This window comes from Streptomyces sp. NPDC030183 (assembly GCF_055573455.1).
Genome location: NZ_JBVIBK010000019.1, coordinates 91,066 through 116,563 on the forward strand (window position 1 = coordinate 91,066; position 25,498 = coordinate 116,563).

Sequence of the window (25,498 nt, forward strand, 5' to 3'; positions counted from 1 at the left end):
CAACTGAGCGTTCAACCAACGGGCTTGGGGATTCGTCTCGGCTCCCCCGGGTCGGAGTCAGGGTCGGCTTCGGCGCCCGGGGGGCGTGTCGTTGTTCGGGGTGGGGCGTGGTCAGAAGTCGTCTGGGGTTTTGATGCGGTCGCGGATCCAGGTGCCCGCCGGTTTGAGGGAAGTCGTGCCGGTCCAGGGGCCGTTGGCTTCGCACGTGCCCGGCTTGAAGACCGCGCCGGTGCGTTCGTCGTCGGAGAAGTTCCAGTTGACCCAGCTGATCTTCTTCGCGGCGAGCAGGTCGAGGTAGCGCTGCGACATGGCGAAGTCGTTCGCGCCCTCACCCGCGTAGTTCTGCGTGCCGAACTCGGTGACGAAGACGGGGATGCGGTCCGCCGCGCGGGAGAGGGTCTGGAGGTACTCGTCCCGGTGCGAGTACGCGTAGAAGTGGAACGTGTACATGATGTTGGACGCGTTCACCGGGTTGTTGATCACCTCGGACTCGTTCGCGCCCTCCGAGACGCCGAGTGAGGACCAGGCCCGGGTCCCGACCAGGATCGGGGTGTCGGGGTCCTTGGCCCTGATGACCGGGATCAGCTGCTCGGCGTAGCTCTTGATGCGCGACCAGCTCACTCCGCTGGGCTCGTTGGCTATCTCGTACAGCAGGTTGTTCTTGTCGCGGTGGCGCTGGGCTATCTCGGAGAAGAACGTCTTCGCGCGGGCGAGGTTCTGGTGCGGGTCGCCGGGGTCGAGCATGTGCCAGTCGACGATCGCGTACATACCGCGGGCCGTGGCCTGCTCTATCGCCGCGTGGACCAGGTCGGTGAAGCGGCGCGGGTCGGTCTCGTAGCCGCCCTCCTGGATGTACATCGAGATGCGCAGGACGTCGGCCTTCCAGTCCGTGGCCAGCGCGTTCAGCGAGCCGTTGGTCACGCACTGGCTGTACCACTGGAGGCCGTGGGTGCTCATGCCGCGCAGCTGGATCGTTTTTCCGCGGGCGTTGCAGAGCTTGGTGCCGCAGACCTTGAGCTGGCCGTTCGCGGCCACGGGGGTGGCGACCCGGGCGGTTGGGTTGGTGTGGGCGGTGCGGGGGGCGGCCTGGGTGGGCTGGGTGGTCTGGGGGAGGCCGAGCAGGAGGAGGGCGGCGGTGAGCAGGAGGGATCGTGCCGGTCTCATGGGGGCTCCTGGCGGTCGAGGGGTCGAGGGGTCGAGGGGTCGACGGGTGCACTGGTGCCTGGGGTGCTTGGGGTGCCTGTGGTGCTGCAACTAGAAGGAAACCTTCCTAACAGATATGGGTAGCGGTTGGTCCGGACCTTTGCAAGAGGTGCGGCACGACCAACTCAGGGCGCAACGGCCGGCGCACGGCCCGGCACCGGCCGCTCCCAGCCAGGCGCTCAGCGCAGACGGCGGGCGATTTCCAGGTCGTCCGGCTGGAGGTCGCGGCCCTCCTCGATGTCCCACAGGGCGTTCTGGAGGACGCGGGCGAGGGTCCAGGCGCCGGCCCGTCGGCGGTCGAGGCCGAGGACGTCGGTCATCGCGTCGAAGCGCCAGCGGACCTCGTCGGGGTCGAAGCGGTTGTCCAGGGCGGGCCAGAGATCGAAGCAAGGGTCGCCGGCCAAGGGCTTGGGGTCGATGGCGAGCCAGGGGGCGCGGTCGGAGGCCAGGACGTTGTCGAAGTGGAGGTCCCAGTGGAGGAGCCGGTCGCCGGGCTCGTCGAGCACCTCGCGCAGGGCGGCGGCGCAGTCGGCGATCAGCCGGCGGTCCCCGGGGGCCGCGATCCGGTCCAGTACGGAAGGGGTGCGCCTCAACATGGCCGCCCCGATGTCGGACAGGCGCCGCAGGCCCGCCGGCGCGGGGGTCGCGGTCAGGTGGGCCAGCAGGCGGGCGATGACCAGGACGGCCTTGCGGGAGTCCGGCTCGTGGGACAGCATCCGGGCCGGGTCGAGGCGTTCCAGGAGCATCGTGCCCGTCTCGTCGTCGTACCGCAGGAGCCGTACGGCCCCGTCGCCGTCCCAGACGCGCAGGGCGACCGGTTCGCCCTCGCTCTCCTCGTCGAGGAGCTGCAGCTTGAGGACGGCCCGGGTGCCGTCGGCCGTGTCGACCACGGGGACGACCAGGGCGCACATGCCGTGCATGGGGCGGCCGTCGAGGCGCAGCCCCCAGCGGTCCAGGAACGCGGCGGTCAGCCGGGGGAGCCCGGCGACGAACCTCCGGCCCGCCGCTCCGTTGATCTCCGCCTGGGTCTCGGCCAGTGCCTCCGGAACATCGATCACGCGGGCGACCCTACGCGCGCGGCGGCGGGGAATCCCTTGTTTTTCCGGCCTTCCGAGGCGGTGGGAGCGACGGAATCCGAAGGAGACAAGGTCCGTCGGCAGGGGTTAGCGTCCGGCCATGAGCAGCACGGACGCGACCGCCTCCACCGTCAACGGCGGGATCTCCTTCTGGTACGCGCAGGCCGGCATCCCCGCGCCCAGGGAGCCGCTCACCGGGAACGCGACCGCCGATGTCGTGATCGTCGGCGGCGGGTACACGGGGCTGTGGACGGCGTACTACCTGAAGAAGGCCGTGCCGTCGCTGCGGATCGTCGTCCTGGAGCAGCGGTTCTGCGGCTACGGGGCCTCCGGGCGGAACGGCGGCTGGCTCTACAACGGGATCGCCGGGCGGGACCGGTACGCCCGGCTGCACGGGCGGGAGGCCGCCGTGCGGTTGCAGCGGGCCATGAACGACACGGTCGCCGAAGTGGTGCGGGTGGCGGCGGAGGAGGGCGTCGACGCCGGGGTCCACCAGGGCGGAGTCCTCGAAGTCGCCTACACACCGGCCCAGTTGGCGCGGCTCAGGGCCTTTCACGAGCACGAGGTGGCGTACGGGGAGGACGACCGCGAGCTGTACGGGGCCCGGGAGACCGCCGAGCGGATCCGGGTCGCGGGTGCCGTGGGCTCGACGTGGACGCCGCACGGGGCCCGGCTGGACCCGGTGCGGCTGGTGACGGGGCTGGCGGACCTCGTCGAGGGGTTCGGGGTGACCGTGCGCGAGCTGACGCCGGTCACGGAGATCCGGCCCGGGCACGCGGTCACCCCGTACGGGACGGTCCGGGCGCCCCATGTGCTGCGCTGCACGGAGGGCTTCACGGCGAACCTCAAGGGGCAGAGGCGGACCTGGTTGCCCATGAACTCGTCGATGATCGCCACCGAGCCGCTGACCGCCGAGCAGTGGGCCACGATCGGCTGGGAGGGGCGGGAGACCCTCGGCGACATGGCCCACGCCTACATGTACGCCCAGCGCACCGACGACGACCGGATCGCTCTCGGCGGGCGCGGGGTGCCGTACCGCTTCGGGTCCCGGACCGACAACGACGGGCGTACGCAACCGGCGACGATCGAGGCGCTGTACGAGATCCTCGTCCGCTTCTTCCCCTCGCTGACCGGGGTGAAGGTCGCCCACGCCTGGTCCGGTGTCCTCGGGGTGCCGCGCGACTGGTGCGCCACGGTCACCCTGGACCGCTCGACGGGCCTCGGCTGGGCCGGCGGCTACGTCGGTTCCGGTGTGGCCACCGCCAACCTCGCCGCCCGCACGCTGCGGGACCTCGTCCTGCGGGACTCGGGGCGCGGCGGGGAGACGGAGCTGACCTCGCTGCCGTGGGTGAACCACCGGGTGCGCAAGTGGGAGCCGGAGCCGTTGCGTTGGGCGGGCGTGCAGGGGATGTACGCGACGTACCGCACCGCCGACCGGCGCGAGACGGCCTCGCAGCGCGCCGAGTCGTCACGGCTGGCGCGCTGGGCGGACCGGGTGGCGGGGCGGCACTGACGCGGTGGCGGCACTGACGCGGTGGTGGCACTGACGCGGGCCGGGTCACCCCCGCCGGCCCGGTGAAGTGGCGGTGCGGCGCGGGGCCTTCGCCCTGATCATCGTCGCGGCGAGGGCGCGGCGACGCGGAGGATGGCCGCGGCTGCACCACAGGGCTGGTGTAGCCGTGGACGACGCCGTCGCGGGCGGTGGCGGCGGTGCCGCCGTGGGCGGCGGCGTAGGCCGTTGCGCTGGTGGTGGCGATGGTGTTGAGCAGCGCCGTGCCGACGGAACCGCCCACCTGCTGGGCGGTGTTGACGGTCGCGGAGGTGACGCCCGCGTCGTGCGGGGCGACCCCGGCGGTGGCAGTGGAGAAGACCGGAACGATCGTCGCGTCGAGGATGACCATCAGGTGGGTGAGCGCGACGGCGACCAGGGACCACCAGCGGCGGGGGTCGGGGGGACTCGGGGCGGGGGTGTCGGGGCGCGGCCCGCGTGGACGGCGGGGGCGGCGGGTGGAGTTGACGGTTGTGGCCGCCGGGTGTGGTCACGGCTCCAGCACCACCTTGCCGGTCGTGCCCCGGTTCTCCAGGGCGCGGTGGGCGGCGGCCGCCTCGGCGAGGGGGAAGCGGTGGACGGCCGGGGTGAGACGGCCGGCGGCGGCTTCCGCCAGGGCGCGCAGTTCGAGGGTGCGGATGGGGTCGGGGCCGCCCGCCCGGCGCCGCATCTCCTCGCCCAGGACCGACACGGTGACGCCTTCGACGACGTACGGTCCGCCGCCCTTGATGCCGTCCGCGGACCAGCCGAAGACGAGGTGCCTGCCGCCGGGCGCGAGGAGCGCGACCGACTCGCGGGCGACCTCGCCGCCCACGCCGTCGAAGACGACCGTGACCTTCCCCCGGTACGCGGCGACCCGCTCCGGCCAGGCGGGGTCCGTGTAGTCGAGGGCGAGGTCGGCGCCGTTCGCCGCGACCCGGGCCGTCTTCGCGGGGCCGCCGGCGAGGCCGATGACCGTGGCGCCCGCGTTCCTGGCGTACTGCACGAGCAGGGTGCCGATACCGCCGGCGGCGGCCGGGACCAGGACGACGTCGTCGGGGCCGAGGTCGGCGAAGAGGAGGATCCCCATCGCCGTACGGCCCGTGCCGATCATCGCGACGGCCTCGGCGAAGTCGAGATTCTCGGGTATCTCGTGCAGGCGCCCGACCTCCGTGACGGCGAGTTCGGCGTAGCCGCCGGGTGCCCAGCCGAGGTGGGCGGTGACGCGCTTGCCGAGCCAGGACTCCTCGACGCCCTCGCCGAGGGACTCGACGACCCCGGCGATCTCGCGGCCGGGGATCGTGGGCAGTTCCGGTGCGGGCCCCGGCCCCGGGTGGCCCTCGCGCAGGGCCGCGTCGAGCAGGTGTACGCCGGCCGCGGCGACGGCGACACGGACCTGGCCGGGGCCGGGCACGGGGTCCTCGGTCTTCTCGTGGACGAGGTTGTCGGCCGGGCCGAAGGCGTGCAGACGGATCGCGTGCATGAAGGGCTCCCCCTCGGGTCTGCGCTGTCGCTGATGACCCCAGCTTTCAACCTCAAGCTTGCTTGAGGTCAAGGGAGTTGCCCGACGGCCGGCCGAGGGCGAGCGAGACGGCCGTGAGGGCGCTGTTGAACGACACCTCCGACAGCACGCCCGGCGCCGCGACCTGGTCGCCCGCGAGGTACACGTCGTCGCCCCGGTCCACCGCCGGCCGGTCGCGCCAGCTGGTGCCGGGCAGGTCGACCGCGCCCGTACGACCGTTCGAGGTCGCCTCGCGCCGCCAGACGACCCGGTCGCGCCAGCCCGGGAACCCCAGGTCCAGCAGGTGCTCTCCACGGGCCACCCCGTCCGCGCGCGACTCGTGCGGCGCGATCGGGAACTGCCCCTGGAGCAACTGCTCACCGGCCGGGGCGAGGGTGCGGTCCTGCGCGGTGAAGCGCTCGATCCAGCCGGGTGCGTCCAGGTCGGAGACGGCGAACGCGTCGCCCCGGCGCGTCCGCAGGGCGAGGTCGAGGAGCGCGGTACGGCCGCTGGGCCAGGTCAGGGAGTCGTCGCGCAGGAGGCGGCGGGCGGCGTCCAGGGAGGTGGCGACGATCACCGGGCCGGGGCGGGGGCCGCCGGACACGGGGACGGGCCGCCCGGTGCCGGGCGGGAGTCCCGGGCCCCGGCCCGGGCCGCGTACGTCGTCCAGGCTGTCGACCCGGCTGAGGGTCTCCATGCGTACGCCGAGGTTCCAGGCGCGGGCCGCCATCCGGTCGATGACGCTCGCCCAGCCGCCGCGCGGGTAGTGCGCCTCCGGGGGCAGCTTCGTGGCCCGGCGCAGCCGTTCCTGTACGAAAGCGGCGGAGAGGGAGCCCGGGTCGTGGTGGAACAGCGCGACCGCCGCGTAGTTGGCGGCGGCCCGCCCGGCCTCCTCGCCCGCCTGCTCGGTCGCCCAGGTGAGGAAGTCGACGTCGACCGGGGCGCGCCCGCCGGTACGGCGCGGGCGCAGCAGCCGCAGCATCCCGAACGGCGGGGTACGGCGGAGGACGCCCTTGTGGTGCAGCCGCAGCCGGGACGCCTCCAGCGGCGGGAGCGGCGCGAGCGGGCCGATGAGGTCGCGGCGGCCGAGCCAGGTCCAGTGGGGGCCGCCGCTGTAGAGCGCGTGCGGTCCCTCGTTCGTCCGGTACGGCCCCTCGGCGGTCCTGGCCCGGCCGCCGAGCGTGTGGTGCGCCTCGTAGACGGTGACCCGGGCGCCCGACTCGGCGGCGGTGATCGCCGCGGTGAGGCCGGCGAAGCCGCCGCCGATGACGGTGAGGTGGATGGGCGTGCGCTGCATGGTCCGGTGGATGGGCGTGCGCTGCATGGTCCGTGCTCCTCGGGTCGGTGCCGGTGGTCCGCGGGCGGGGCCGCGCGGATCCCGGCGGGTGGGTCGCGCTCGTGTCTCGGTGGGTGGGTCCGCTCGTACGACCGGTCGGGGGCGCCGAAATGTGACATGGGGGTGCGGGCGGCCCGGGGGCGGGCGGTTTACGCAGGTCGAGGCCGTTGTCAGTGGTGGGGTGCAGGATGAGGGCATGGTGCGGGCGAAGTCGGTGGTGAAGGGGGCGCGGCGGCCGGAGGTGCGGTTGCCGGTGCTGGAGGAGTACGAGGGCGCGGGGCTGGAGCCGGACGGGGACTACGACGGGCTAGAGTTCCGCGAGCGGGACCTGGCCGGGCAGGACGGCGGGGGCGCTCGTTTCATGGACTGCGCGCTCACGGGCTGCGCGCTGGACGAGACCCGGCTGCGCCGGGCCCGGCTGCTCGACTGCCTGCTCACCGGCATACGGGGGGTCGGCACGGATGTCGCCGAGGCCACCTTCCGTGACGTGGAGCTGGTGGACGCCCGGCTCGGTGGCGTGCAGGCGCACGGGGCCGTGCTGGAGCGGGTGCTGGTCCGGGGCGGCAAGATCGATTATCTGAACCTGCGCGACGCCCGGCTCAAGGACGTCGTCTTCGAGGACTGTGTCCTCGTCGAGCCGGACTTCGGCGGCGCGCGGCTGGAGCGCGTCGAGTTCGCCGGATGCGCGCTGAAGGGCGCCGACCTGACCGGGGCGACCCTCACGGACGTCGACCTGCGCGGGGCCGCCTCGGTGGAGATCACCCGCGGGGTGGAGCGGCTGTCGGGGGCGGTGATCAGCGCGGCGCAGCTGATGGATCTGGCCCCGGTGCTGGCGGTGGCCATGGGGATACGGGTGGAGGGGTGAGCGGCCCCCGGCCGACCGGGGCGGGCGGGCTCCGGGGCCGGGGGGCCTCCGGGGGCCTAGTCCAGCCTGGGGAAGCGGGCCTGGAGGGTCCAGATCGCCGGGTTGTCGGCCAGGTCCTCGTGCAGGTCGCACAGATCGGCGACGAGGTCGTGCAGGAAGTCCCGGGCCTCCCTGCGGAGTTCGGCGTGGGAGAAGGTGAGCGGGGGTTCCTCGGCCGGCATCCAGTCGGCCTCGATGTCCACCCATCCGAAGCGGCGCTCGAAGAGCATGCGGTCGGTCGACTCGGTGAAGTCCAGCTCCGCGTGCTGCGGCCGGGAGGCCCGGGAGCCCGCCGGGTCCCGGTCCAGCCGCTCGACGATGTCGCAGAGCGCCCACGCGAAGTCCAGCACCGGCACCCATCCCCAGGCTGTGGACAGCTCCCGGTCCTCCTTGGTGTCGGCGAGGTAGACGTCACCGCAGAAGAGGTCGTGCCGCAGCGCGTGGACGTCGGCGCGGCGGTAGTCCGTCTGCGGCGGGTCGGGGAAGCGGTTGGAGAGGGCGTAGCCGATGTCGAGCACGTAGGCGATGGTGTCATGTCCGCCTAGGATCTTGGATGTGTCCCGATCCTTACCGGTTGTCCCTGCCGCGCTGCTCGCCGCAGCCCTGACGTTCAGCCTCACCTCCTGCACGGACGCCGGGGCGGGTTCGGGTCACGGCGGTGGCAGGCCCGGTGCCGCCGGACTGCGCGACCCGTACTTCCCGAAGCTGGGCAACGGCGGCTACGACGTCAAGCACTACGCCCTGACCCTTGACGTCGACGTCGAGCGGGACAAGGGCCGCGAGGACCGGAAGGACCGGAAGGACCGGAAGGATCGCAAGGACCGGATCGAGGGGAAGGCCGTCATCACGGCGCGGGCCGCGCGGGATCTCAGCGCGTTCGACCTCGACCTGAAGGGCATGGACGTCGAGTCCGTCACCGTCGACGGTCGCGGAGCCCGGTGGAAGCGGGCGGGCCAGGAGCTGACCGTCCGCCCGGCGAAGGTGCTGGAGAAGGGGAAGACGTTCCGTGCGACGGTCCGCTACTCGGGCAGCCCGCGGACGATCACCGACCCGGACGGCTCGCAGGAGGGCTGGCTGCCGACGGCCGACGGGGCGCTCGCGCTCGGCGAGCCGACGGGCTCGATGGCGTGGTTCCCCGGCAACCACCACCCCTCGGACAAGGCGACGTACGACATCACCGTCACCGTCCCGCAGCACCTCCAGGCCGTCTCCAACGGGGAGTTGCGCGGCGAGTCGACGAAGAACGGCCGTACGGCCTTCGCCTGGCACTCGGCCGAACCGATGGCGAGCTACGTCGCCACCGTCGCGATCGGCGCGTACGAGATCCGGCGTCCTCCGGTGGGCGAGAAGACACCGCGGGTGTACATAGCCGTCGACCCGGAGGAGGCCGAGGGCAGCCGCGAGGTCCTCGACGGCATCCCGGACGTCATCGAGTGGGCGGAGATCAACTTCGGCCCGTACCCCTTCTCCTCCACCGGCGCGATCGTCGAGCGGGAGGAGGACGTGGAGTACGCGCTGGAGACCCAGAACCGGCCGGTCTTCCCCGGCGCCCCCGACACCAGCCTGCTCGTCCACGAGCTGGCCCACCAGTGGTACGGCAACTCCGTGACGCCGAAGAGCTGGCGGGACATGTGGCTCAACGAGGGCTTCGCCACGTACGCGGAGTGGCTGTGGCAGGAGGACCACGGGGGCGACACCGCCCAGGAGACCTTCGACGCGCTCTACGAGGGCGAGTACTTCGACGACGCCGAGGCCGGCAAGGCGGTCTGGGCGTTCCCGCCCGCGGAGCCGCCGAGCGCCGAGCACCTCTCCGACAGCCCGGTCTACGAGCGTGCCGCGATGGTCCTGCACAAGATCCGTGAGGCCGTCGGCGACGACGCCTTCTTCGACCTCCTCAAGGGCTGGGCCACGGCCCGCCGCCACGGCAACGCGAGCACGGCGGACTTCGTCGCGTACGCCGAGAAGCACGCGGAGAAGACGGCCCCGGAGGCCGACCTGACGCCGGTCTGGGAGGACTGGCTGTACGGGGAGGGGAAGCCGGAGGAGGAGTGAGGCGGGCGTGGCCTGCGCCTGCGCCTGCCTCTGCCTCTGCCTCTGCCTCTGCCTCTGCGCCTGCCTCTGCGTCTACGTCTGCCTCTGCCTCTGCCTCTGCCTCTGCCTCTGCGTCTGCGCCTGTGTCCGTGTCTGCGCCCGCGTTTATGCCGATGCTGATGCCGGCGGCTGTGACGGCGGCTCGGGGTCCTCGCGGCCTTCGGAGCCCTCGGGGTGGAGGGGCTTGCGCAGGACCGTGCAGGGGCGGCCGCGTTGGCGGTCTCCTCGGTGGGCGATGACCTCGTAGCCGAGGGAGGTCCAGAAGGCCAGGGCGCCGGGGTTGTTGTCGAGCGCGGCGAGACGTACGGCGGTGCGGCCGGCCCGCCGCAGCCGTGCCTCGACGAGGTCAGCCAACCGTCGGCCGTGGCCCCGCCGTTGCGCCGCCGCGTCGACGAGCAGCAGCCCGATCCACGGGTCCGGGTCGGCGGGGTCGGGGTGGTGCGCGAGGGTGATGGCGAGGCCGACGAGGGGCGGGGTGCGCCTGGGGTCGGCCGGGGAGAGGGCGCTGCCGTGGCCGCTGTCGCTCTCGCTGCCGGTGTCGTACGCGTCGGCGTCGGTGGCGGTGGCGGTGGCGGTGTCGTCGCGTGCGAGGAGGATCTCCACGTCCGGGTTGGCCAGTTCCATGGCCAGGGCGGCGTTCACCTGCTCGGGGCGGATGTCGTCGGGGTCCGGGAAGTCGCCGCTGAGGGTGTAGAAGGCTCGGTTGGAGGCGTGCAGCGCCGTGAGTTCGGCGAGGAGGGGGCCGGGGATGGTCCCGTCCTCGGCGGTGCGGAGCGTTTCGAGCAGCAGCATGCCCCGCACGCTACCGACGAGGTCGGACACCGCCCCGCGGAGCGGAGCGGGACCGGGCACCGAAAACATGGAGACCCCCAGCTCACGACCGGTCTACAGTGCGTCCCGGCGTGGGCGGACCGAGGAGGCGTGTGGAACAGCGCGTGCGCGTGCACAAGGTGCGGCTGGGTGGCGAGGAGTTCCGGGTGGTCCAGCCCTCCCCGGCGTCGGCGTCCGCGCCGGCCCGCCTGGCGTTGCGCGACGACCACCACTGGTTGTCGATGTACGTCGACCGGCCCGGCGCGGAACAACTCGTCGCCCTGTGGTCGCTGGCCGCGCGTTCCGCGCGGTCACTGATCCATCTGCCGATCCGGGCGAACCCGGCCCCCGACGGCCTCACGAGCCGCGGGGAACCGGTCGCCCTGGACCTCGTCCTCGCCCACCACAGCCTGCGGTTCCCGACCGCGTCGTGGAAGGACGTACGGGCCAGGCTGGGCCGGGGCAGCCCCCGGACGGCGGCCACCCCCGACGACGACTTCCCGGACGAGACCGCCCTCGACCACCGGCGACGGACCTACCCGGCCTACCGGGACCACCTGGTCTTCGACCTCGCGGCCCACACCCTCTTCGTCGTCGGCAGCGCCACCGCCTTCCGCGAACACGGCACGGCTCTCCGTGCCCTCGTCACCCGTGCCCCGGCCTACGCCCACCACCACCCGCCCCCGTCCCACGACTGTGTGGAACTCACCTCGGGTCCCTGGCCGGGCACACGCGCCCGCCGCGGTGTCCCCGGCCGGCTGCACATCCAGTACGCGGGGGAGTGGCGGGTGTGACGCCGAAGGCCCCGGACGACGGTGAGGTCGGGCGGGGCCTTCGGGGGTGGCTCTCAGGCGGCGCGTCAGACGTTGACGCCGAAGTCCTGGGCGATGCCGACCAGGCCGGAGGCGTAACCCTGGCCGACGGCGCGGAACTTCCACTCGGCGCCGTTGCGGTAGAGCTCGCCGAAGACCATGGCGGTCTCGGTGGCGGCGTCCTCGGAGAGGTCGTAGCGGGCGATCTCGGCGCCGCCGGCCTGGTTGATGATGCGGATGTAGGCGTTGCGGACCTGGCCGAAGTTCTGCGAGCGGTTCTCCGCGTCGTAGATCGAGACCGGGAAGACGATCTTGTCGACGTCGGCGGGGAGGCCCGCGAGGTTGACGTTGATCGCCTCGTCGTCGCCCGCTCCCTCGCCCGTGCGGTTGTCACCGGTGTGGACGATGGTCTGGTCCGGGGTCTGCTTGTTGTTGAAGAAGACGAAGTGGGCGTCCGAGTACACCTTGCCCTGGGTGTTGACCGCGATGGCGGAGGCGTCCAGGTCGAAGTCGGTGCCCGTGGTGGTGCGGACGTCCCAGCCGAGGCCCACGGTGACGGCGGTCAGGCCCGGAGCCTCCTTGGTGAGCGAGACGTTGCCACCCTTGGACAGGCTTACAGCCATGGTTGGGAGTCCTTCCCTCGTTGCGTACGTGCCTTACGGGCTTCGTGCCGGGGACGAAGCTACCTGTACCCCTATGAACGCAGAGAGGGGCGCCAGAGGTTCCAGGGGTTTTTACTTTCTTTACCGTGCCTGCGGGGGACGGCCGGGGGGTGCCGTGGACGGCCGGGGTGGGGAAAAGCGGGTGACTTCCGTGGCGGGGCCGGGTGACCATGGGGGTATGTCCGGTCCTTCCCGGGGGCCTGGGGGGTCACCCTCCAGCGGCCTCACCATCCGCGGCTCCGTCTCCGTTCCCGAGGCCGAGCTGATGTGGCGTTTCTCCCGGTCCTCCGGTCCCGGCGGACAGCACGTCAACACCAGTGACTCACAGGTCGAGCTGCGCTTCGACCTCGCCAACACGGAGGCGCTGCCCGAGGTGTGGAAGCGGCGCGCGCTGGAGCGGCTCGCCGGGCGGCTCGTCGACGGGGTCGTCAGCGTCCGGTCCTCCGAGCACCGTTCACAGTGGCGAAACCGGGAGACCGCCGCGGTGCGCCTGGCGGCGCTTCTCGCGGAGGCCACCGCGCCGCCGCCGAAGCCGCGTCGGCCGACCCGTATCCCGAAGGGCATCAACGAGCGGCGGCTGCGGCAGAAGAAGCAGCGCTCCGAGACCAAACGGGGGCGGTCCGGGCGGGATTGGGGCTGAGTCCTCTTTCGGCTGCGGCCGGTTCACGCGGCGTTTACGGGGCCGTCCTGACCGGTCTTTTTCCGCGTGCGGAATCGCGATTCGGTGGTGCCGGGTCGGTGGGCCTGATCCGTTATGGCCGTGGCGGCGGAATGGGGTGATCACGGCGACGGGGCGTTGCTGACGAGTGCCCGGGAATTTCCCCTCGGTGGGCCGGGGCGCGTCGGCGCAATTGCGGTCCGGCGCCTACCGAATGCTCGGTTCGCCGGTAAGCGGGGGGGCGGTGGGCAGCGGGGGAGGCGGGGGTGCGGCGTGGCTGAAACCGTTCCCCAGGGGGCCTGGCCGGGGCCGCGCCCCTGGCCGGAGGGGTGGCCGGAGGGTGCCCCGAGTCTCCGTTCGCCTCTGCCCCTCTTTGCTGTCTGCGGTGGGGAATGATCCCGCTCATCCCAACTGGCGGTACCTGCCCCGGAAGTACGTCAGCGGGCCGCCCTCCGTGCCGCGGACCGTCGTGTCCAGGACCCGGCCGATGACCAGGGTGTGGTCGCCGGCGGGCACGCGCTCCTCGGTGCGGCATTCGAGCGTGGCCAGGGCGTCCGTGATCAGGGGCGCGGCGGTGAGGGGGCCGTGGGTGTGGGGGACCGACTCGAAGAGCAGGCGGTCGCTGACGCGGCCCTTCATGGCGAAGCGGCCCGCGATGGTGCGCTGGTGCTCGGAGAGGACGGAGACGGCCCAGAGCGGCTGCTCGGCGAGCAGGTCGTCCATCCGGGAGCCCTCACGGAGGCTGACCAGGACGAGGGGCGGGTCGAGGGACACCGACATGAACGACGTGGCCGTCATGCCGACGTCCTCGCCGCGCGGCCCCTCCGGGTCCGGCTGCGCCTCGTGCGCGGTCACCAGGACCACACCCGCCGCCAGCCGGGACATCGCGGCACGGAACTCGTCTTCACTCACCCCCTCAGCATGCCCGCCCGGGAGGGGAAGACGATCCGCAGGGGGTGCGAGGGGCGAACGAGCCGCCTGGGGCGCCGGAGACACCAGGGGCGCGGGAGACGCCAGGGGTGCGGGAGGCGCCTGGGTGGGTGACGCATGCGGAGGGGACACCTGGGGCGGGGACGCGTGGGTCGGGGACGCATGCGGAGGGGGCACCTGGGGCGGGGACGCGCGGGGCGGGGACGCGTGCGACGGGGACACACGGGGCGTGGAGGAGACGGAGGGCTTCGGCACGTCGGCACGCTAATCCGCCGCCCCCGACCGCCACATCCGGCCAGAGATCCACCTTCGCGCCGGTCCTGCGACCTAGGCCCGTCACGCCCGGGCCGCTCCGGCTCAAAAGAGACTGTCTACCCCGTCACCGCACCCGGTCATCGCCGCTCACAGGGCCTACACAGAGTCCTGAATTCTGTTCAGGATGCGCACCGCGGAAACGCATAAACTCCACTCAATTGCTCATGTTTTGTTGTGACTTGAGTCACAGGAGCCATATTTTGTTGACCCTGTGTACCGAGTGGGCTTCGCGCTGTGATTCAGTGGCGGTGACGCTGCAAGCTGTAAGCAGGAACTGTAAGCGGTAGTAAGCCCATGAGTTACGCCGGATAGCAACCCTGGAGCCTGGAGCTGCCACAAGATCTCGGGGGGAGGGCGAATGGAAACCGAGTCGGAGCCTTACGTCCGTCTGACGACGCTGCGGCAGCTGCACCAGGTGATGGCGGACATGAACACCGCACGCAGCCTGGCCGACACGCTGCAGACCGTCGCCGACGGTGTGGTCAACGGCCTGGGGTACGAGCTTGCCTGCGTCAATCTCGTCCGCCCCGACGGCGACCTCGTCGTCGCCGCCCTCTCCGGGAACTCCGCCGCCGAGGCCCTCATCACCGGCCGCGTCGGCTCCCGCACCTCCTGGGACCGCCGGCTGAACATGGGCGAGGCGTGGGGCGACCTGCGCTTCATACCGCACACCGAGGGCTGGGTCCTCGACGAGGACGACGTACCGCAGTGGTACACCGACGGGCCCGCCCCCCGCTTCGAGGACGAGTGGCACCCCTCCGACCGCCTCTTCGCGCCGATGTACACCCCCGGCGCCGGCGGAGCCTCCTGCGGTGAGCTGCTCGGGGTCATCTCCGTGGACCGGCCGCGCAACGGCCGCCGCCCCGGCGCCTGGGGGCGCGAGGCGCTCCAGATGTACGCCTTCCAGGCCGCCATCGCGATCAGCAACGCGCGTCTACGTGCGAATATGCAGCGCGCACTGGTCCGGCTCGAACGGGAGCAGCAGGCGCTGCGGGCCAGCGAGGAATCCTTCCGGCAGGCGTTCGAGTACGCCCCCAGCGGTATGGCCATCGCCGAGATGGGCGGCGAGCAGCACGGCCGGATCCTGCGCACCAACGACGCGCTGTGCCGGCTCCTCGGGCGGCCCGCGTCCGCCATGCGCCGGTATGCGTTCTCCGACCTCGTCCACCCCGAGGACATCGGCACCCTGCTGCGCACCTCCGCCGAGGGCGGCCGCGCCGAGCTGCGGCTCGGGCGCCGCGACGGCACCTACGTCTGGGTCAGCCTGCGCAACTCCGTCGTGGCCGACGCCGCCGACGGGCCCCGCTTCCTGCTCACCCACGTCGAGGACATCGAGGAGCGCAAGCGCCGCGAGCTCCAGCTCGCCCACCGCGCCTCCCACGACGCGCTGACCGGCCTGCCGAACTCCGCGGAGCTGCGCTCCCGGCTCTCCGCCCGCCTCTGCCAGCGCCCCCACGCCCTGCCGGCCGGTGCGGCGGCCGACTCCATGGACGCCACGTTCGGGGAGAACTTCGGGGACAACACCGGGGACGGCTACGCGGACGGCTTCGGGCAGTACGGGGAGTTCGGGATCGCCCAGCACCCGGCCGCCCAGCAGCCGCACCCGTCCTTCGACGCGTACGAGGCCGCCGCGAACGGCGGGCACACCTTCGACTTCCACGCGGCCCCTGGGCCGTACGACGCCTTCGACCACCATGTGCACACCGTCGCGCCCGAGAACGAGCGGGACGACGGCACCAAGGGGCTCGCGGTGCTCTTCTGCGACCTCGACGGGTTCAAGTCGATCAACGACCGGTTCGGGCACAACGCGGGCGACGCCGTCCTCATCGAGGTGGCCCGCCGGCTCAGCCGGGGCGTCCGCGACGGCGACACCGTCGCCCGGCTCGGCGGTGACGAGTTCGTCGTCCTCGCTGACGGGCTCGGCCGTGCCGACGCCCAGGACCTCGCCGTACGCCTGCGCAACGAGATCATCCAGCCGATCCGGGTCGACGGCCGCGCGATGCGCGTCGGCGCCAGTTTCGGCATCGGGTGGGCACACTGCGGGATGACGGCGGACGAGGTGTTGAAATCGGCTGACGAGCGGATGTACGTCGAGAAACGATCTCGTCCCAAACAGCATCGCCGGGCCGGATGAGCAGAGCCGGGCAGTAGCCCGGCCACCCGGGAAACGCGCTGGTGAGGGCCCGGATGACCGGTCCTCCGGCGCGACGGTGACTCAGGCCACGAGGTCGGAGTCACCCGTTTGGCTCAGGATGAGCGGGTAGGCTCGCTCTCCTACACCCCCGTTGCAAGAACCGCCACCCGTACGCCGCATGTACCGCACCGCTGAGGAGACCTAGGGATGACGCCCGGCAACAACGGCGCGAGCACGCCCGAGGACGACGACCCGTTCGGCTACCTCTACGCCGACGGCCAGGCCCGTGGCGCCCAGCCGCCCACGGGAAGCTACGGCTACCCCAACGCCGTCAACCGGGTGCGGCCGGTCGGTGAACGCCAGTACGGGCAGCAGACCCAGCAGCCGACCCCCGCCTCGCAGGCCCCCACCGCGGCGTTCGGCCAGGTCCCCCAGCAGAACGGCTACGGCCAGCCGAACGCGCACTACCAGGCCCCGGAGTCCTTCTCCGGCGGCGCCCAGACGACCCGCCAGCAGGCGTACGGCAGCGGCGGGGGCGGCGGGCGCGGGCGCGGCCCCAACACCAAGGGGCTGCTGATCGGCGCGATCGCCGTCGTGGCCGCCGTGGTGATCGGCATCGGCGTCGCCATGATCGGCGGGGACGACAAGGCGGACGACAACGCCGGCGGCGGCCCCTCGACCGCGCCGACGGCCGACCAGAGCACCGAGCCCAGCCCGTCGACGACCAAGAAGACCGAGCAGCAGCCCGGCGAACTCCCCAAGGCGGAGGCCAAGACCCTCCAACTCGGCGGCAACGCCAAGGTCGCCTCCGACATCCCCGGCGCGAAGTCCGAGGGCGGCTTCTACGTCGGCAACTTCAACTCGGTCGGGTCGTCCGTCACGTGGAAGATGGAGGACGTGCCGAAGAAGAGCTCGTACAGGTTGTACGTGGTGTACGGCGTGCCCGGCAAGGCCGCCAACGCCACCCTCACGGTCAACGGCACGGTTCAGAGCCGCCCGCTCAACCTCGGCAACTTTGCGAACGCGCCCGAGGGCGACTACAAGAAGGGCTGGACGTACACCTGGGCGTCCGTGCAGCTCAACGAGGGCACGAACGAGGTCAAGATCTCGTGTGAGCAGGGCAACAACTGCGATGTGAACATCGACCAGCTCTACCTGACCAAGGGCTGAGCAAGCCCTCTCAGGCCGCGCTGACCTCCCCGGTCACCGTCACCCGCGTCAGCAGGTCCCCGTAGGTCTCGGGGTCGAACTCGCCCGCCGTCGGGGCCAGGACGGTCGCCGCCGACAGGGCTGTCGCTCGGGTGAGGCGGTCGGGCCAGGGGAGGTGTTCGACCAGGCCCGACAGGAGGCCCGCGACCACCGCGTCGCCGGCGCCCGTGGGGTTGCCGCGGAGGCGGCGGGGCGGGACCGCCCGCCAGTGGCCCTCGGGTGTGTGGGCGAGGAGACCGTCGGGGCCGAGGGAGGCGACGACCGCCTGGGCGCCGCGGCGGCGGGCGTCACGTGCCGCGCGGGACGGTTCGTGGGAGCCGGTGAGTTCCGCCAGTTCCTCGGCGTTCGGCTTCACCACGTCGGGGCGCGCCGCCACCCCGCGCCGCAGCGGCTCACCGCTGGTGTCCAGCAGGACGGGGACGGCCAGGGTGCGTGCCGTGCGGATCAGCCCCGCGTACGCGCCCACCGGCACCCCCGGCGGCAGGCTGCCGCACAGGGCCACCGCCGAGGCGGAGCGCAGCAGGACCTCGTACGTCTGCTGGAACGCGGACCACTCGGCCGGGGTGATGAGCGGGCCGGGCTCGTTGAGCTGAGTCGTGTCACCGCCGGCGTCGACGACCGCGATCGTCCGGCGCGTCGCACCCGCGACCGGGACTAGCGCGTCCACGACGCCCGGCGTCCGGGTGAGCCCCTCCTGGACGGCGCGTCCGGTGCCGCCGCCGACGAAGCCGGTGACCGTCACCTCATGGCCGAGGGCCGCCAGTACCCGGGCCACGTTCAGGCCCTTGCCGCCGGGGCGTTGGATCACCTCGGTGACCCGGTGCGTGGCATGGGGCCTGAGTGCCCGTACGCGGTGGGTGATGTCGAGAGCGGTGTTCAGCGTGACCGTGAGGATCACCCGGGGCCCCCTCGCATTCGACGGCGCGACGCGTTCGGTCCTCGTTGACATCAGCATGCGCTCGGCGACAGCTCTTGCGGAGGCTCGATCATGCCAAAAGAGCGACGGCCGGCCCAGTCCCCCGGGGGCCAACCGCCGCACTCCGCACGTCACATCAACGAACGGGCGGACCGGTCGGGTCGGTGAAGGGGTCCACCACCCACTCCCCCTTGCGCAGGACGCCCTTGAGCGTGAAGTCCGTGTCGAGGAGGACGACGTCGGCGTCCTTGCCCGGTTCCAGGGAGCCGATCCGGTCGTCCAGGCCGAGGAGCCTGGCCGGGTTGGCGGACAGGGCGGCGACGACGGACTCGACGGGGAGGCGGTCGAGGGTGACCGCCCGTTTGAAGGCGCGGTCCTGGGTGAGGGTCGAGCCGGCGATGGAGCCGCCCTCCACCAGACGGGCCACACCGTCGGCGACCTCCACCTCCAGCGGGCCGAGCATGTAGCGGCCGTCGCCGAAGCCCGCCGCGTCCATCGCGTCCGTGATGAACGCCACCCGCTCGGCGCCCGCGTGACGGAACGCCAGCTGGAGGGCGGCGGGGTGCAGATGGGTGCCGTCGTTGATCAGCTCGACCGTGATCCGCTCGTCCTCCAGGAGCGCCGCGATCGGGCCGGGGTCGCGGTGGCCCAGCGGGGGCATCGCGTTGAACAGGTGGGTGGCCACGGTCGCACCCGCCTCGATGGCCCGCACGGTCTGCTCGTACGTGGCGTCCGTGTGCCCGATCGCCGCGATGACGCCGTGCTCGGCGAGGAGCCGTACGGAGTCCAGGCCGCCGGGGAGTTCGGTGGCCAGGGTGACCATGCTGGCCCTGCCACGTGCCGCGTCGACCAGCTTGCGGACCTCCGCAGGATCGGGGTCGCGCAGCAGCGCCTCGGAGTGGGCGCCCTTGCGGCACGGGGAGATGAACGGGCCCTCGAAGTGGATGCCCGCGATGTCGCCCTGCTCGGCGAGTTCGGAGAGGAGCCCGGCGCGGTGGGCGAGGCCGTCCATGTCGCCGGTGACGGTGGAGGCGACGAGGGTGGTGGTGCCGTGCAGACGGTGGGTGTGGATGCCCCGCAGCACGTCCTCGACCGTGCCCGAGGTGAAGGAGGCCCCGCCGCCGCCGTGGTTGTGGAGGTCGACGAAGCCGGGGACGGCCCACAGGCCGTGGGTCGCGAGCGTGGGGGCGTCGGCGGGGGCGTGCTCGGCGATCCGGTCGCCGTCGATCACGATCCGGCCGTTCTCCACGATGCCGGTGGGGAGGACGGCACGGACGCCTTCGAGGACGTAGGGCCGCGCTGCCGACGGCGACCGCGGGGGTGCGGGGGCCTGTCGCGCGCTTCCCCGCGCCCCTTCAGGGGTGCCGCTCGGACCGGAAGCGGAAAAGTCCTGCTGGGTTGGCATCAGGGGGTTGCCTCCGAAGCGTCCGTCGGGGTCGTGGGAGTGGTGTCCATCAGAAGGTCCCAGGCCAGCAGGCCGGCGCCGAGGCAGCCCGCCGTGTCGCCGAGGGTGGCCGGGACGAGCACGGGGACCTTCTGGAAGGTCACCCGGTGTTCGATGGCGGCGCGCAGCGGGCCGAACAGGGTCTCCCCGGCCTCGGCGAGACCGCCGCCGATGATCAGGGTGCGGGGGTCCAGCAGGGTGATGGCGGTGACGAGGCCGTCGGCGAGGGCGTCGACCGCCTCCTGCCACACGCCCCGGGCCCGGGGATCGCCGTACTCCACGGCCCGCGCGCAGTCCGCAGCGTCCGCGCCGGGGTCGCCGGTGGTGTCGGCCCATGCCTGGCTGACCGCCGCGGCCGAGGCGTAACGCTCCAGGCAGCCGCGCTGACCGCAGGGGCAGGGCGTTCCCCCGGGGCGTACGACGACATGGCCGATCTCGCCCGCGAAGCCGTGGGCGCCCGCCTCGACCCGGCCCTCGACGCCGATCGCGCCGGCGATACCGGTGCCGAGCGCCACGAAGAGATAGCGGTCGGCGCCCAGGCCCGCGCCGACCCGGCCCTCCGCGAGACCGCCGGTGCGCACGTCGTGGCCGAGGGTGACCGGTATGCCGCCGAGCCGCTCGGCGAGGAGCGCGCGCAGCGGTACGTCGCGCCAGCCGAGGTTGGCCGCGTAGACGGCGACGCCCCGCTCGGCGTCGACGATGCCGGGCACGGCGACACCGGCGGCGGACGCGGGCTCGCCGAAGTGCCGCTCGCCGTAGGCGCGCAGCCGGGCGGCGAAGTCGAGGATGGACGCGACGACGGCGTCCGGCCCGCGGTCGCGGCCGGTGGCGAGGCGCGCCTGGTGCAGCAGCTCGCCGCCCGCACCGACCAGCGCGGCCTTCATCCCGGTGCCGCCCACATCGAGGGCGATGACATGTCTCACGGGGGACAGTGTGGCCCGTGTACCCTCAAGAGGTCTAGTCCACTCACGTGGTGTAGACCTTATGAGGAAGTTCGGGAAGTTGAAGGATTAACGGGCTTGGGTGCGGGCCTGTGGTCCAGGCTGGTTTGTTCGAAGCCCGTTCGATAAGTGCGACAGGTTTGGGGCAGGACGAGTGCGACAGCGGCGGACGAAGACCCACATCAGGACCACCTCGACGATCGCGGCCCTGTCCGCGCTGGGGCTGATGTCCACGCTTGCGGGCTGCGGCGCCGGGGAGGCGGACGGCTCGGAGGTCACCCTCACACTGGTGGCCGCCGACTACGGCGACTCGAAGGCCAACAGCTCCCAGAAGTACTGGGACGACCTCGTCGAGGCGTACGAGAAGGACCACCCGGACGTCCGGATCGACGTCACCGTGCACTCCTGGAACGACATCGACCGCGAGGTCAAGGAGATGGTCGACGCGGGCCACGCCCCCGACATCGCGCAGATCGGCACCTACGCCGACTACGCCGCCGCCGGCAAGCTCTACGAGGTCGACGACCTGCTCTCCATACCCGTCCAGGCCAACTTCCTCGGCCAGCTCGCCAACGCGGGCAAGGTACGGCGGGTCTCGTACGGCATGCCCTTCGCCGCCTCCACCCGCGTGCTCTTCTACAACAAGAAGCTCTTCGCCAAGGCCGGCCTCGACGACGCCCCGCGCACCTGGAGCGAGCTGGCCGCCGACGCGGAGGCGCTCCGCGGAGCCGGGGTCAAGACCCCGTACGCGTTGCCACTGGGGCCCGAGGAGGCCCAGGCCGAGACCATGCAGTGGCTGCTCAGCGGCGGGGCCGGATACGTGGACAACGTCGGCACGTACCAGCTCAGCTCCGAGGACAACGTCAGGACCTTCACCTGGCTGAAGAACGAGCTGGTCGACAAGGGCCTCACCGGGCCGACCGCACCGGCGAAGCTGAACCGCGCCGACGCGTTCGCCGCGTTCGCGCGCGGGGACGTCGGGATGCTCAACGGGCACCCCAGCCTGATGAAGACGGCCGAGGACAAGGGCATCGAGTACGGCACCGCCGCGCTGCCCGGGCGCGCGGGGCGGTCGCGGTCGGCCCTCGGGGTCACCGACTGGATGATGGCGTTCAAACAGAACGGGCACCAGGAGGAGATCGGCGACTTCCTCGACTACGTCTACGCCGACAAGAACGTTCTCGCGTTCTCCCGTGAATACGACCTGCTGCCGGTGACGTCCTCGGCGTCGCAGGCGATGGCGGGGGACGAGGACGCCGCCGACCTCACGCCGTTCCTGACGGAACTCCCCTCGGCGGAGCTGTATCCCGCCGGGAAGACGTCCTGGGCGGAGGTCAGTGCGGCGGTGAAGCGGGAGATAGGGACGGCGGTGTCGTCCAACGCGAAGCCGCGGGCTGTGCTGGAGCGGTTGCAGGAGACGGCGACGGCGGCCGAGCAGGGGGACTGAGGGCCCTTTCGTGGGGATCAGCCCGGCCGTGAGGCGCGGCGCCTCTCGACCGGCCCGATCCCGCGACGCCGGGTGATCCGACCGGGTGGGTCAGCCCAGATGCCGAGCCACGGCCTCCTCGATTCCCGCCGCGTCCCCGTCCTCCGCCGCCCAGGCCACGTATCCGTCGGGCCGTACCAGGACGGTCGTCCGGCGGTCGCCCGCCCAGCGCTCCACGGTCAGCCACCCCTCGCGGACACCGGGGCCTTCGTAGGTCCTGGGAGTGATCAGTACGAACCGGCCGCCGCGCAGCGCCTCGTGGAGCCGGCCGTCCTTCAGGGCGACGTCGGGGGCGCGGGTGCCGGTGAGGTGGTGGGCGCCGCGGGGGGCGGGGTAGGCGTAGCCGATCCCGGTGATCTGACCCAGGGCCTTGCGCTGGACCGGCGGGGCCATGTCGACGAACGCGGAGATCAGGGCGCGGGCGGCACGCAGCAGCGGATTGCGCGCGCGGGCCAGCCGGACCAGTCCGCCACTGCTGCGCAGCACCGCCCTGCCGACCGGGTGGCGCTCGGCCTCGTAGCTGTCGAGGAGCCCTTCGGGTGCCCGGCCCTGGACGGCCGCGGCGAGCTTCCAGCTCAGGTTGGCCGCGTCCTGGAGGCCGGTGTTCATGCCCTGCCCGCCGGCCGGGGAGTGGATGTGCGCGGCGTCCCCGGCGAGGAAGACGCGTCCGACCCGGTAGTGCGGTGCCTGGCGCTCGTCACTGTGGAAACGGGAGAGCCAGCGGGCCTCGTGCATGCCGTAGTCGGTGCCCAGGGCGCGGCGGGTGATCTCCTTGACCTCGTCGAGGTCGAGCGGGGCGTCGTCGGAGACCTCGTTGCGGCGGTTCCAGCCCATGACCCGGTACCAGCCGTCGCCGAAGGAGGCGATCATCGCGAAGGCGTCGCCGCGGCCGTTGACGGTGAGGACGTCCTCGGGCTTCTCGGCCAGTCGGACATCGGCCAGGACCAGCGACTTGATGACGGAGACACCGGGGAAGTCCAGGCCGACCGCCTCCCGCACGGCGCTGCGGTGACCGTCGGCGCCGACGACGTAGGCCGCCCGGCGGGTGACGACCGCCCCGTCCGGGCCGCGCACGTCGAGGTCGACCCCCTCGTCGTCCTGCCGCAGCCCCATGACCTCGCTCTCATACGCGAACTCGACCCCGGCCTGTCGGGCCCGCCGCTCCAGGAGCCGCTCGACCTCGTACTGCGGGGTGATGAGCAGGAACGGGAAGCGTGAGGGCAGCCTGCTCAAGTCGAGGGAGAGGCGGCGGAAGAGCCGCAGGCCGGTGATGGTGTCGCCGGTGGTGAGGAGTTCGTCGGCGAGGCCGCGGGCGTCGAGCTGCTCCAGGGTGCGGGCGTGCACCCCGAAGGCGCGGGAGAGGTTGCTGATCCTGTGCGGCCGCTTCTCGAGGAGGGTCACGTCGACGCCGGCCGTGGCGAGGTCCCCGGCGAGCAGGAGGCCGGTGGGGCCGGAGCCGACGACGATCACGGTGCGGTGGGTAGCGGTGCCGTTCATGGTGGCCTCCTGTTGCCAACGCTTGCTTGCCGTCACCTGTTGGCCAACAGTCGTTGGCCAACGCTCGTTGACGAAAGTAGCGACGCGCCGAGAGGCATGTCAACAGTTGTTGGCCAACGCTTGTTCACCTACGTGCGTTGGCCTACGCTTGTTGGCGTGAACGGCAGTGACAGCACCTCCCCGGCCCCCGGCTCCGGCGCCCCCCGCCGCTCTGACGCCACCCGCGGCGCGATCCTCGCCGCGGCCCGCGAGCGCTTCGCGACCGACGGCTACGAGCGAGCCACCATCCGCGCCATCGCCAAGGACGCGAACATCGATCCGTCGATGGTGATGCGGTACTACCGGAACAAGGAGGGCCTCTTCGCGGCGGCCGTCGCCATCGACCTGCGGCTGCCGGACGTGAGCGGGGCGGACCGCCGGCAGGACGCGGGGCAGATCCTCGTCGAGCACTTCCTCGACATGTGGGAGAACAACGAGGTCCTCACCGCCCTGTTGCGGGTCGGCGTGACGAACCAGGCCGGGGCGGAGCGCATGCAGGGCATCCTGCGGGACCAACTGCTGCCGGTCGCCCGGCAGGTGTGCCCCGACCCCGAGCAGGTCCCGGCACGGGCGGCCCTCATGGCGTCGCAGCTGCTGGGGCTCGCTCTCACGCGGTACGTGCTGCGGATGCCGCAGGCAACAGGGCTGGCGCGGGCGGAGATCGTGGCATGGCTGGCACCGACGATCCAGCGGTACCTGACCGCACCGAGTCCCTGAGGGTCGCCGGGCGGCGGACCGGACGCCGAAGCGGGCGGGCGGTGACGTGGTCACCGGCCGGGTGATCGACGCGATCGCCTGCCGAGACGCAGGGGCTGCGCCCCGTGCTGTCCGACCCGCTGTCGGTGCCGTCCGTTACCGTCGTTCCATGGACAGCCTCGACACGCGTGAGCAGGCCATCCTCGCGTTGGAGCGGCAGGGGTGGGGGAGCCCGGGGGCCAAGGAGCGGGCCATACGGGAGCGGCTGGGGCTCGCACCCGTGCGGTACTACCAACTCCTCAACGCCCTGCTGGACGACGAACGCGCCCTCGCCCACGACCCGGTCACCGTCAACCGGCTGCGAAGGGTGCGGGAGGCCCGCCGGGCCGAGCGGTGACGGATAAGGTCGACGGCATGGGCAGCCACAAGGATTCCGAGAACCCCACGGCCACCTTGCCGACCCCCGCGACCCCGGCCGGCCGGGACGCGCTCGACGCGATCCTCGCCGACCCCGGCCGTACGGTGATCGCGCTCGACTTCGACGGCACGCTCGCGCCGATCGTCCCCGACCCCGAACAGGCCCGCGCCCACCCCGACGCGGTCGCCACCCTCGCCGCACTCGCGCCGCGCGTCCTCTCCGTCGCCGTGGTGACCGGCCGCCCCGCCGCGGTCGCCGTCCGCCACGGAGGCTTCGCCGGCGTCCCCGGGCTGGAACACCTCACGGTGCTCGGCCACTACGGCGCCGAACGCTGGGACGCCGCGACCGACACGGTCACCGCGCCGCCGCCGCACCCCGGAGTCACCGCCGTCCGCGCGGAACTCCCCGCGGTGCTGGAGCGGGCCGGGGCGGGGGAGGGCACCTGGATCGAGGAGAAGGGGCGGGCCGTCGCGGTCCACACCCGGCGCGCGGCTGATCCGCAGGCCACGTTCGAGGTGCTGCGCGCGCCCCTGACGGACCTCGCCACCCGCCACGGGCTCATCGTCGAGCCGGGCCGGATGGTCCTGGAGCTGCGGCCTCCGGGCATGGACAAGGGGGTCGCGCTGCGTCGGCACGTCGTGGAGTCCGGCGCGACGGCCGTCCTCTACGCCGGTGACGACCTCGGCGACCTGCCCGCGTTCGCCGCGGTGGAGAAGCTGAGGGGTGAGGGCGTGCCGGGGCTGCTGGTGTGCAGCGGCAGCACGGAGGTGACGGAGCTGTCGGAGCGGGCGGATCTGGTGGTGGACGGGCCGGAGGGGGTGGTGCGGTTGCTGGCGCGGATCGCCGGGAGTGTGGGGGCGACGGGCGCCTCATAGCTCGGGGGTGCGTGTGG

At 72.5% G+C, this 25,498-nt stretch carries 23 protein-coding genes; 11 read left to right on the forward strand and 12 right to left on the reverse strand.

The features are described 5' to 3' along the window. Window positions 1-111 precede the first annotated feature (111 nt). Both ACZ4Z2_RS23315 and ACZ4Z2_RS23320 read right to left on the reverse strand, forming a co-directional pair. Window positions 112-1,164 (reverse strand): glycoside hydrolase family 5 protein, encoded by a 1,053-nt coding sequence (locus tag ACZ4Z2_RS23315; protein WP_468078575.1) that lies wholly within the window; start codon window positions 1,162-1,164, stop codon window positions 112-114. 218 nt (window positions 1,165-1,382) lie between these two features. Beyond that, window positions 1,383-2,294, reverse strand: a complete 912-nt coding sequence (locus ACZ4Z2_RS23320) for an aminoglycoside phosphotransferase family protein (RefSeq protein WP_468078664.1) — start codon at window positions 2,292-2,294, stop codon at window positions 1,383-1,385. Between the two features lie 85 nt (window positions 2,295-2,379). Here ACZ4Z2_RS23320 and ACZ4Z2_RS23325 point away from each other — a divergent pair, with 85 nt between their 5' ends. Next, complete coding sequence (locus ACZ4Z2_RS23325) at window positions 2,380-3,792, forward strand: NAD(P)/FAD-dependent oxidoreductase (RefSeq protein WP_468078576.1); 1,413 nt, start codon at window positions 2,380-2,382, stop codon at window positions 3,790-3,792. 526 nt (window positions 3,793-4,318) lie between these two features. Here the strand turns inward: ACZ4Z2_RS23325 and ACZ4Z2_RS23330 are convergent. After that, a complete protein-coding gene (locus tag ACZ4Z2_RS23330) occupies window positions 4,319-5,290 on the reverse strand; it encodes a zinc-binding dehydrogenase (RefSeq protein WP_468078577.1) in 972 nt (323 codons plus the stop codon). A gap of 52 nt (window positions 5,291-5,342) precedes the next feature. Then, window positions 5,343-6,590, reverse strand: a complete 1,248-nt coding sequence (locus tag ACZ4Z2_RS23335) for an FAD-dependent oxidoreductase (RefSeq protein ID WP_468078665.1) — start codon at window positions 6,588-6,590, stop codon at window positions 5,343-5,345. A gap of 250 nt (window positions 6,591-6,840) precedes the next feature. On the opposite strand from ACZ4Z2_RS23335, the gene ACZ4Z2_RS23340 reads away from it, so the two are divergent. Then, window positions 6,841-7,509, forward strand: a complete 669-nt coding sequence (locus tag ACZ4Z2_RS23340) for a pentapeptide repeat-containing protein (protein ID WP_468078578.1) — start codon at window positions 6,841-6,843, stop codon at window positions 7,507-7,509. 56 nt (window positions 7,510-7,565) lie between these two features. Here the strand turns inward: ACZ4Z2_RS23340 and ACZ4Z2_RS23345 are convergent, their stop codons facing one another. Continuing rightward, entirely contained in the window at window positions 7,566-8,066 is a 501-nt protein-coding gene (locus tag ACZ4Z2_RS23345; protein WP_468078579.1) for a hypothetical protein, read from the reverse strand. A gap of 7 nt (window positions 8,067-8,073) precedes the next feature. On the opposite strand from ACZ4Z2_RS23345, the gene ACZ4Z2_RS23350 reads away from it, so the two are divergent. Further along, window positions 8,074-9,600 (forward strand): M1 family metallopeptidase, encoded by a 1,527-nt coding sequence (locus ACZ4Z2_RS23350; RefSeq protein ID WP_468078580.1) that lies wholly within the window; start codon window positions 8,074-8,076, stop codon window positions 9,598-9,600. Window positions 9,601-9,744: 144 nt separating this feature from the next. Here the strand turns inward: ACZ4Z2_RS23350 and ACZ4Z2_RS23355 are convergent, their stop codons facing one another. Further along, window positions 9,745-10,440, reverse strand: a complete 696-nt coding sequence (locus tag ACZ4Z2_RS23355) for a GNAT family N-acetyltransferase (RefSeq protein ID WP_468078666.1) — start codon at window positions 10,438-10,440, stop codon at window positions 9,745-9,747. A 122-nt stretch (window positions 10,441-10,562) separates the two neighbouring features. Here ACZ4Z2_RS23355 and ACZ4Z2_RS23360 point away from each other — a divergent pair, with 122 nt between their 5' ends. Beyond that, a complete protein-coding gene (locus tag ACZ4Z2_RS23360; RefSeq protein ID WP_468078581.1) occupies window positions 10,563-11,243 on the forward strand; it encodes a hypothetical protein in 681 nt (226 codons plus the stop codon). Window positions 11,244-11,308: 65 nt separating this feature from the next. Here the strand turns inward: ACZ4Z2_RS23360 and ACZ4Z2_RS23365 are convergent, their stop codons facing one another. Beyond that, window positions 11,309-11,884 (reverse strand): TerD family protein, encoded by a 576-nt coding sequence (locus tag ACZ4Z2_RS23365; protein WP_468078582.1) that lies wholly within the window; start codon window positions 11,882-11,884, stop codon window positions 11,309-11,311. A 217-nt stretch (window positions 11,885-12,101) separates the two neighbouring features. On the opposite strand from ACZ4Z2_RS23365, the gene arfB reads away from it, so the two are divergent. Next, the gene (arfB, locus tag ACZ4Z2_RS23370) at window positions 12,102-12,563 is read left to right on the forward strand and encodes an alternative ribosome rescue aminoacyl-tRNA hydrolase ArfB (protein WP_468078583.1); all 462 of its coding nucleotides are present in this window, start codon (window positions 12,102-12,104) and stop codon (window positions 12,561-12,563) included. 420 nt (window positions 12,564-12,983) lie between these two features. Here arfB and ACZ4Z2_RS23375 read toward each other — a convergent pair whose 3' ends face one another. Continuing rightward, window positions 12,984-13,493 carry a flavin reductase family protein gene (locus ACZ4Z2_RS23375; RefSeq protein WP_468078584.1) on the reverse strand — a complete coding sequence of 170 codons (510 nt, stop codon included), beginning with the start codon at window positions 13,491-13,493 and terminating at the stop codon, window positions 12,984-12,986. Between the two features lie 691 nt (window positions 13,494-14,184). On the opposite strand from ACZ4Z2_RS23375, the gene cdgB reads away from it, so the two are divergent. After that, window positions 14,185-15,960 carry a diguanylate cyclase CdgB gene (cdgB, locus tag ACZ4Z2_RS23380; protein ID WP_468078585.1) on the forward strand — a complete coding sequence of 592 codons (1,776 nt, stop codon included), beginning with the start codon at window positions 14,185-14,187 and terminating at the stop codon, window positions 15,958-15,960. A gap of 207 nt (window positions 15,961-16,167) precedes the next feature. After that, window positions 16,168-17,130 carry a carbohydrate-binding protein gene (locus ACZ4Z2_RS23385; RefSeq protein WP_468078586.1) on the forward strand — a complete coding sequence of 321 codons (963 nt, stop codon included), beginning with the start codon at window positions 16,168-16,170 and terminating at the stop codon, window positions 17,128-17,130. Window positions 17,131-17,140: 10 nt separating this feature from the next. Here ACZ4Z2_RS23385 and ACZ4Z2_RS23390 read toward each other — a convergent pair whose 3' ends face one another. The 3 genes from ACZ4Z2_RS23390 to ACZ4Z2_RS23400 all read right to left on the reverse strand — a co-directional run bounded on the left by ACZ4Z2_RS23390 (window position 17,141) and on the right by ACZ4Z2_RS23400 (window position 20,452). Next, complete coding sequence (locus tag ACZ4Z2_RS23390; protein WP_468078587.1) at window positions 17,141-18,067, reverse strand: 1-phosphofructokinase; 927 nt, start codon at window positions 18,065-18,067, stop codon at window positions 17,141-17,143. 154 nt (window positions 18,068-18,221) lie between these two features. Continuing rightward, the gene (nagA, locus tag ACZ4Z2_RS23395) at window positions 18,222-19,490 is read right to left on the reverse strand and encodes an N-acetylglucosamine-6-phosphate deacetylase (protein ID WP_468078588.1); all 1,269 of its coding nucleotides are present in this window, start codon (window positions 19,488-19,490) and stop codon (window positions 18,222-18,224) included. After that, complete coding sequence (locus ACZ4Z2_RS23400; RefSeq protein ID WP_468078589.1) at window positions 19,490-20,452, reverse strand: ROK family protein; 963 nt, start codon at window positions 20,450-20,452, stop codon at window positions 19,490-19,492. Before ACZ4Z2_RS23400 ends, nagA begins: the two co-directional genes overlap by 1 nt. A 172-nt stretch (window positions 20,453-20,624) precedes the next feature. Here ACZ4Z2_RS23400 and ACZ4Z2_RS23405 point away from each other — a divergent pair, with 172 nt between their 5' ends. Continuing rightward, window positions 20,625-21,917, forward strand: a complete 1,293-nt coding sequence (locus ACZ4Z2_RS23405; RefSeq protein ID WP_468078590.1) for an extracellular solute-binding protein — start codon at window positions 20,625-20,627, stop codon at window positions 21,915-21,917. Window positions 21,918-22,007: 90 nt separating this feature from the next. Here the strand turns inward: ACZ4Z2_RS23405 and ACZ4Z2_RS23410 are convergent, their stop codons facing one another. Then, entirely contained in the window at window positions 22,008-23,453 is a 1,446-nt protein-coding gene (locus ACZ4Z2_RS23410; RefSeq protein WP_468078591.1) for an FAD-dependent monooxygenase, read from the reverse strand. Window positions 23,454-23,609: 156 nt separating this feature from the next. On the opposite strand from ACZ4Z2_RS23410, the gene ACZ4Z2_RS23415 reads away from it, so the two are divergent. The 3 genes from ACZ4Z2_RS23415 to otsB all read left to right on the forward strand — a co-directional run bounded on the left by ACZ4Z2_RS23415 (window position 23,610) and on the right by otsB (window position 25,481). Then, window positions 23,610-24,209, forward strand: coding sequence for a TetR/AcrR family transcriptional regulator (locus ACZ4Z2_RS23415; RefSeq protein ID WP_468078592.1), 600 nt, complete (start codon window positions 23,610-23,612; stop codon window positions 24,207-24,209). A 148-nt stretch (window positions 24,210-24,357) separates the two neighbouring features. Further along, a complete protein-coding gene (locus tag ACZ4Z2_RS23420) occupies window positions 24,358-24,585 on the forward strand; it encodes a DUF3263 domain-containing protein (protein ID WP_468078593.1) in 228 nt (75 codons plus the stop codon). Between the two features lie 17 nt (window positions 24,586-24,602). After that, window positions 24,603-25,481, forward strand: coding sequence for a trehalose-phosphatase (otsB, locus tag ACZ4Z2_RS23425; RefSeq protein WP_468078594.1), 879 nt, complete (start codon window positions 24,603-24,605; stop codon window positions 25,479-25,481). Window positions 25,482-25,498: the final 17 nt, after the last annotated feature.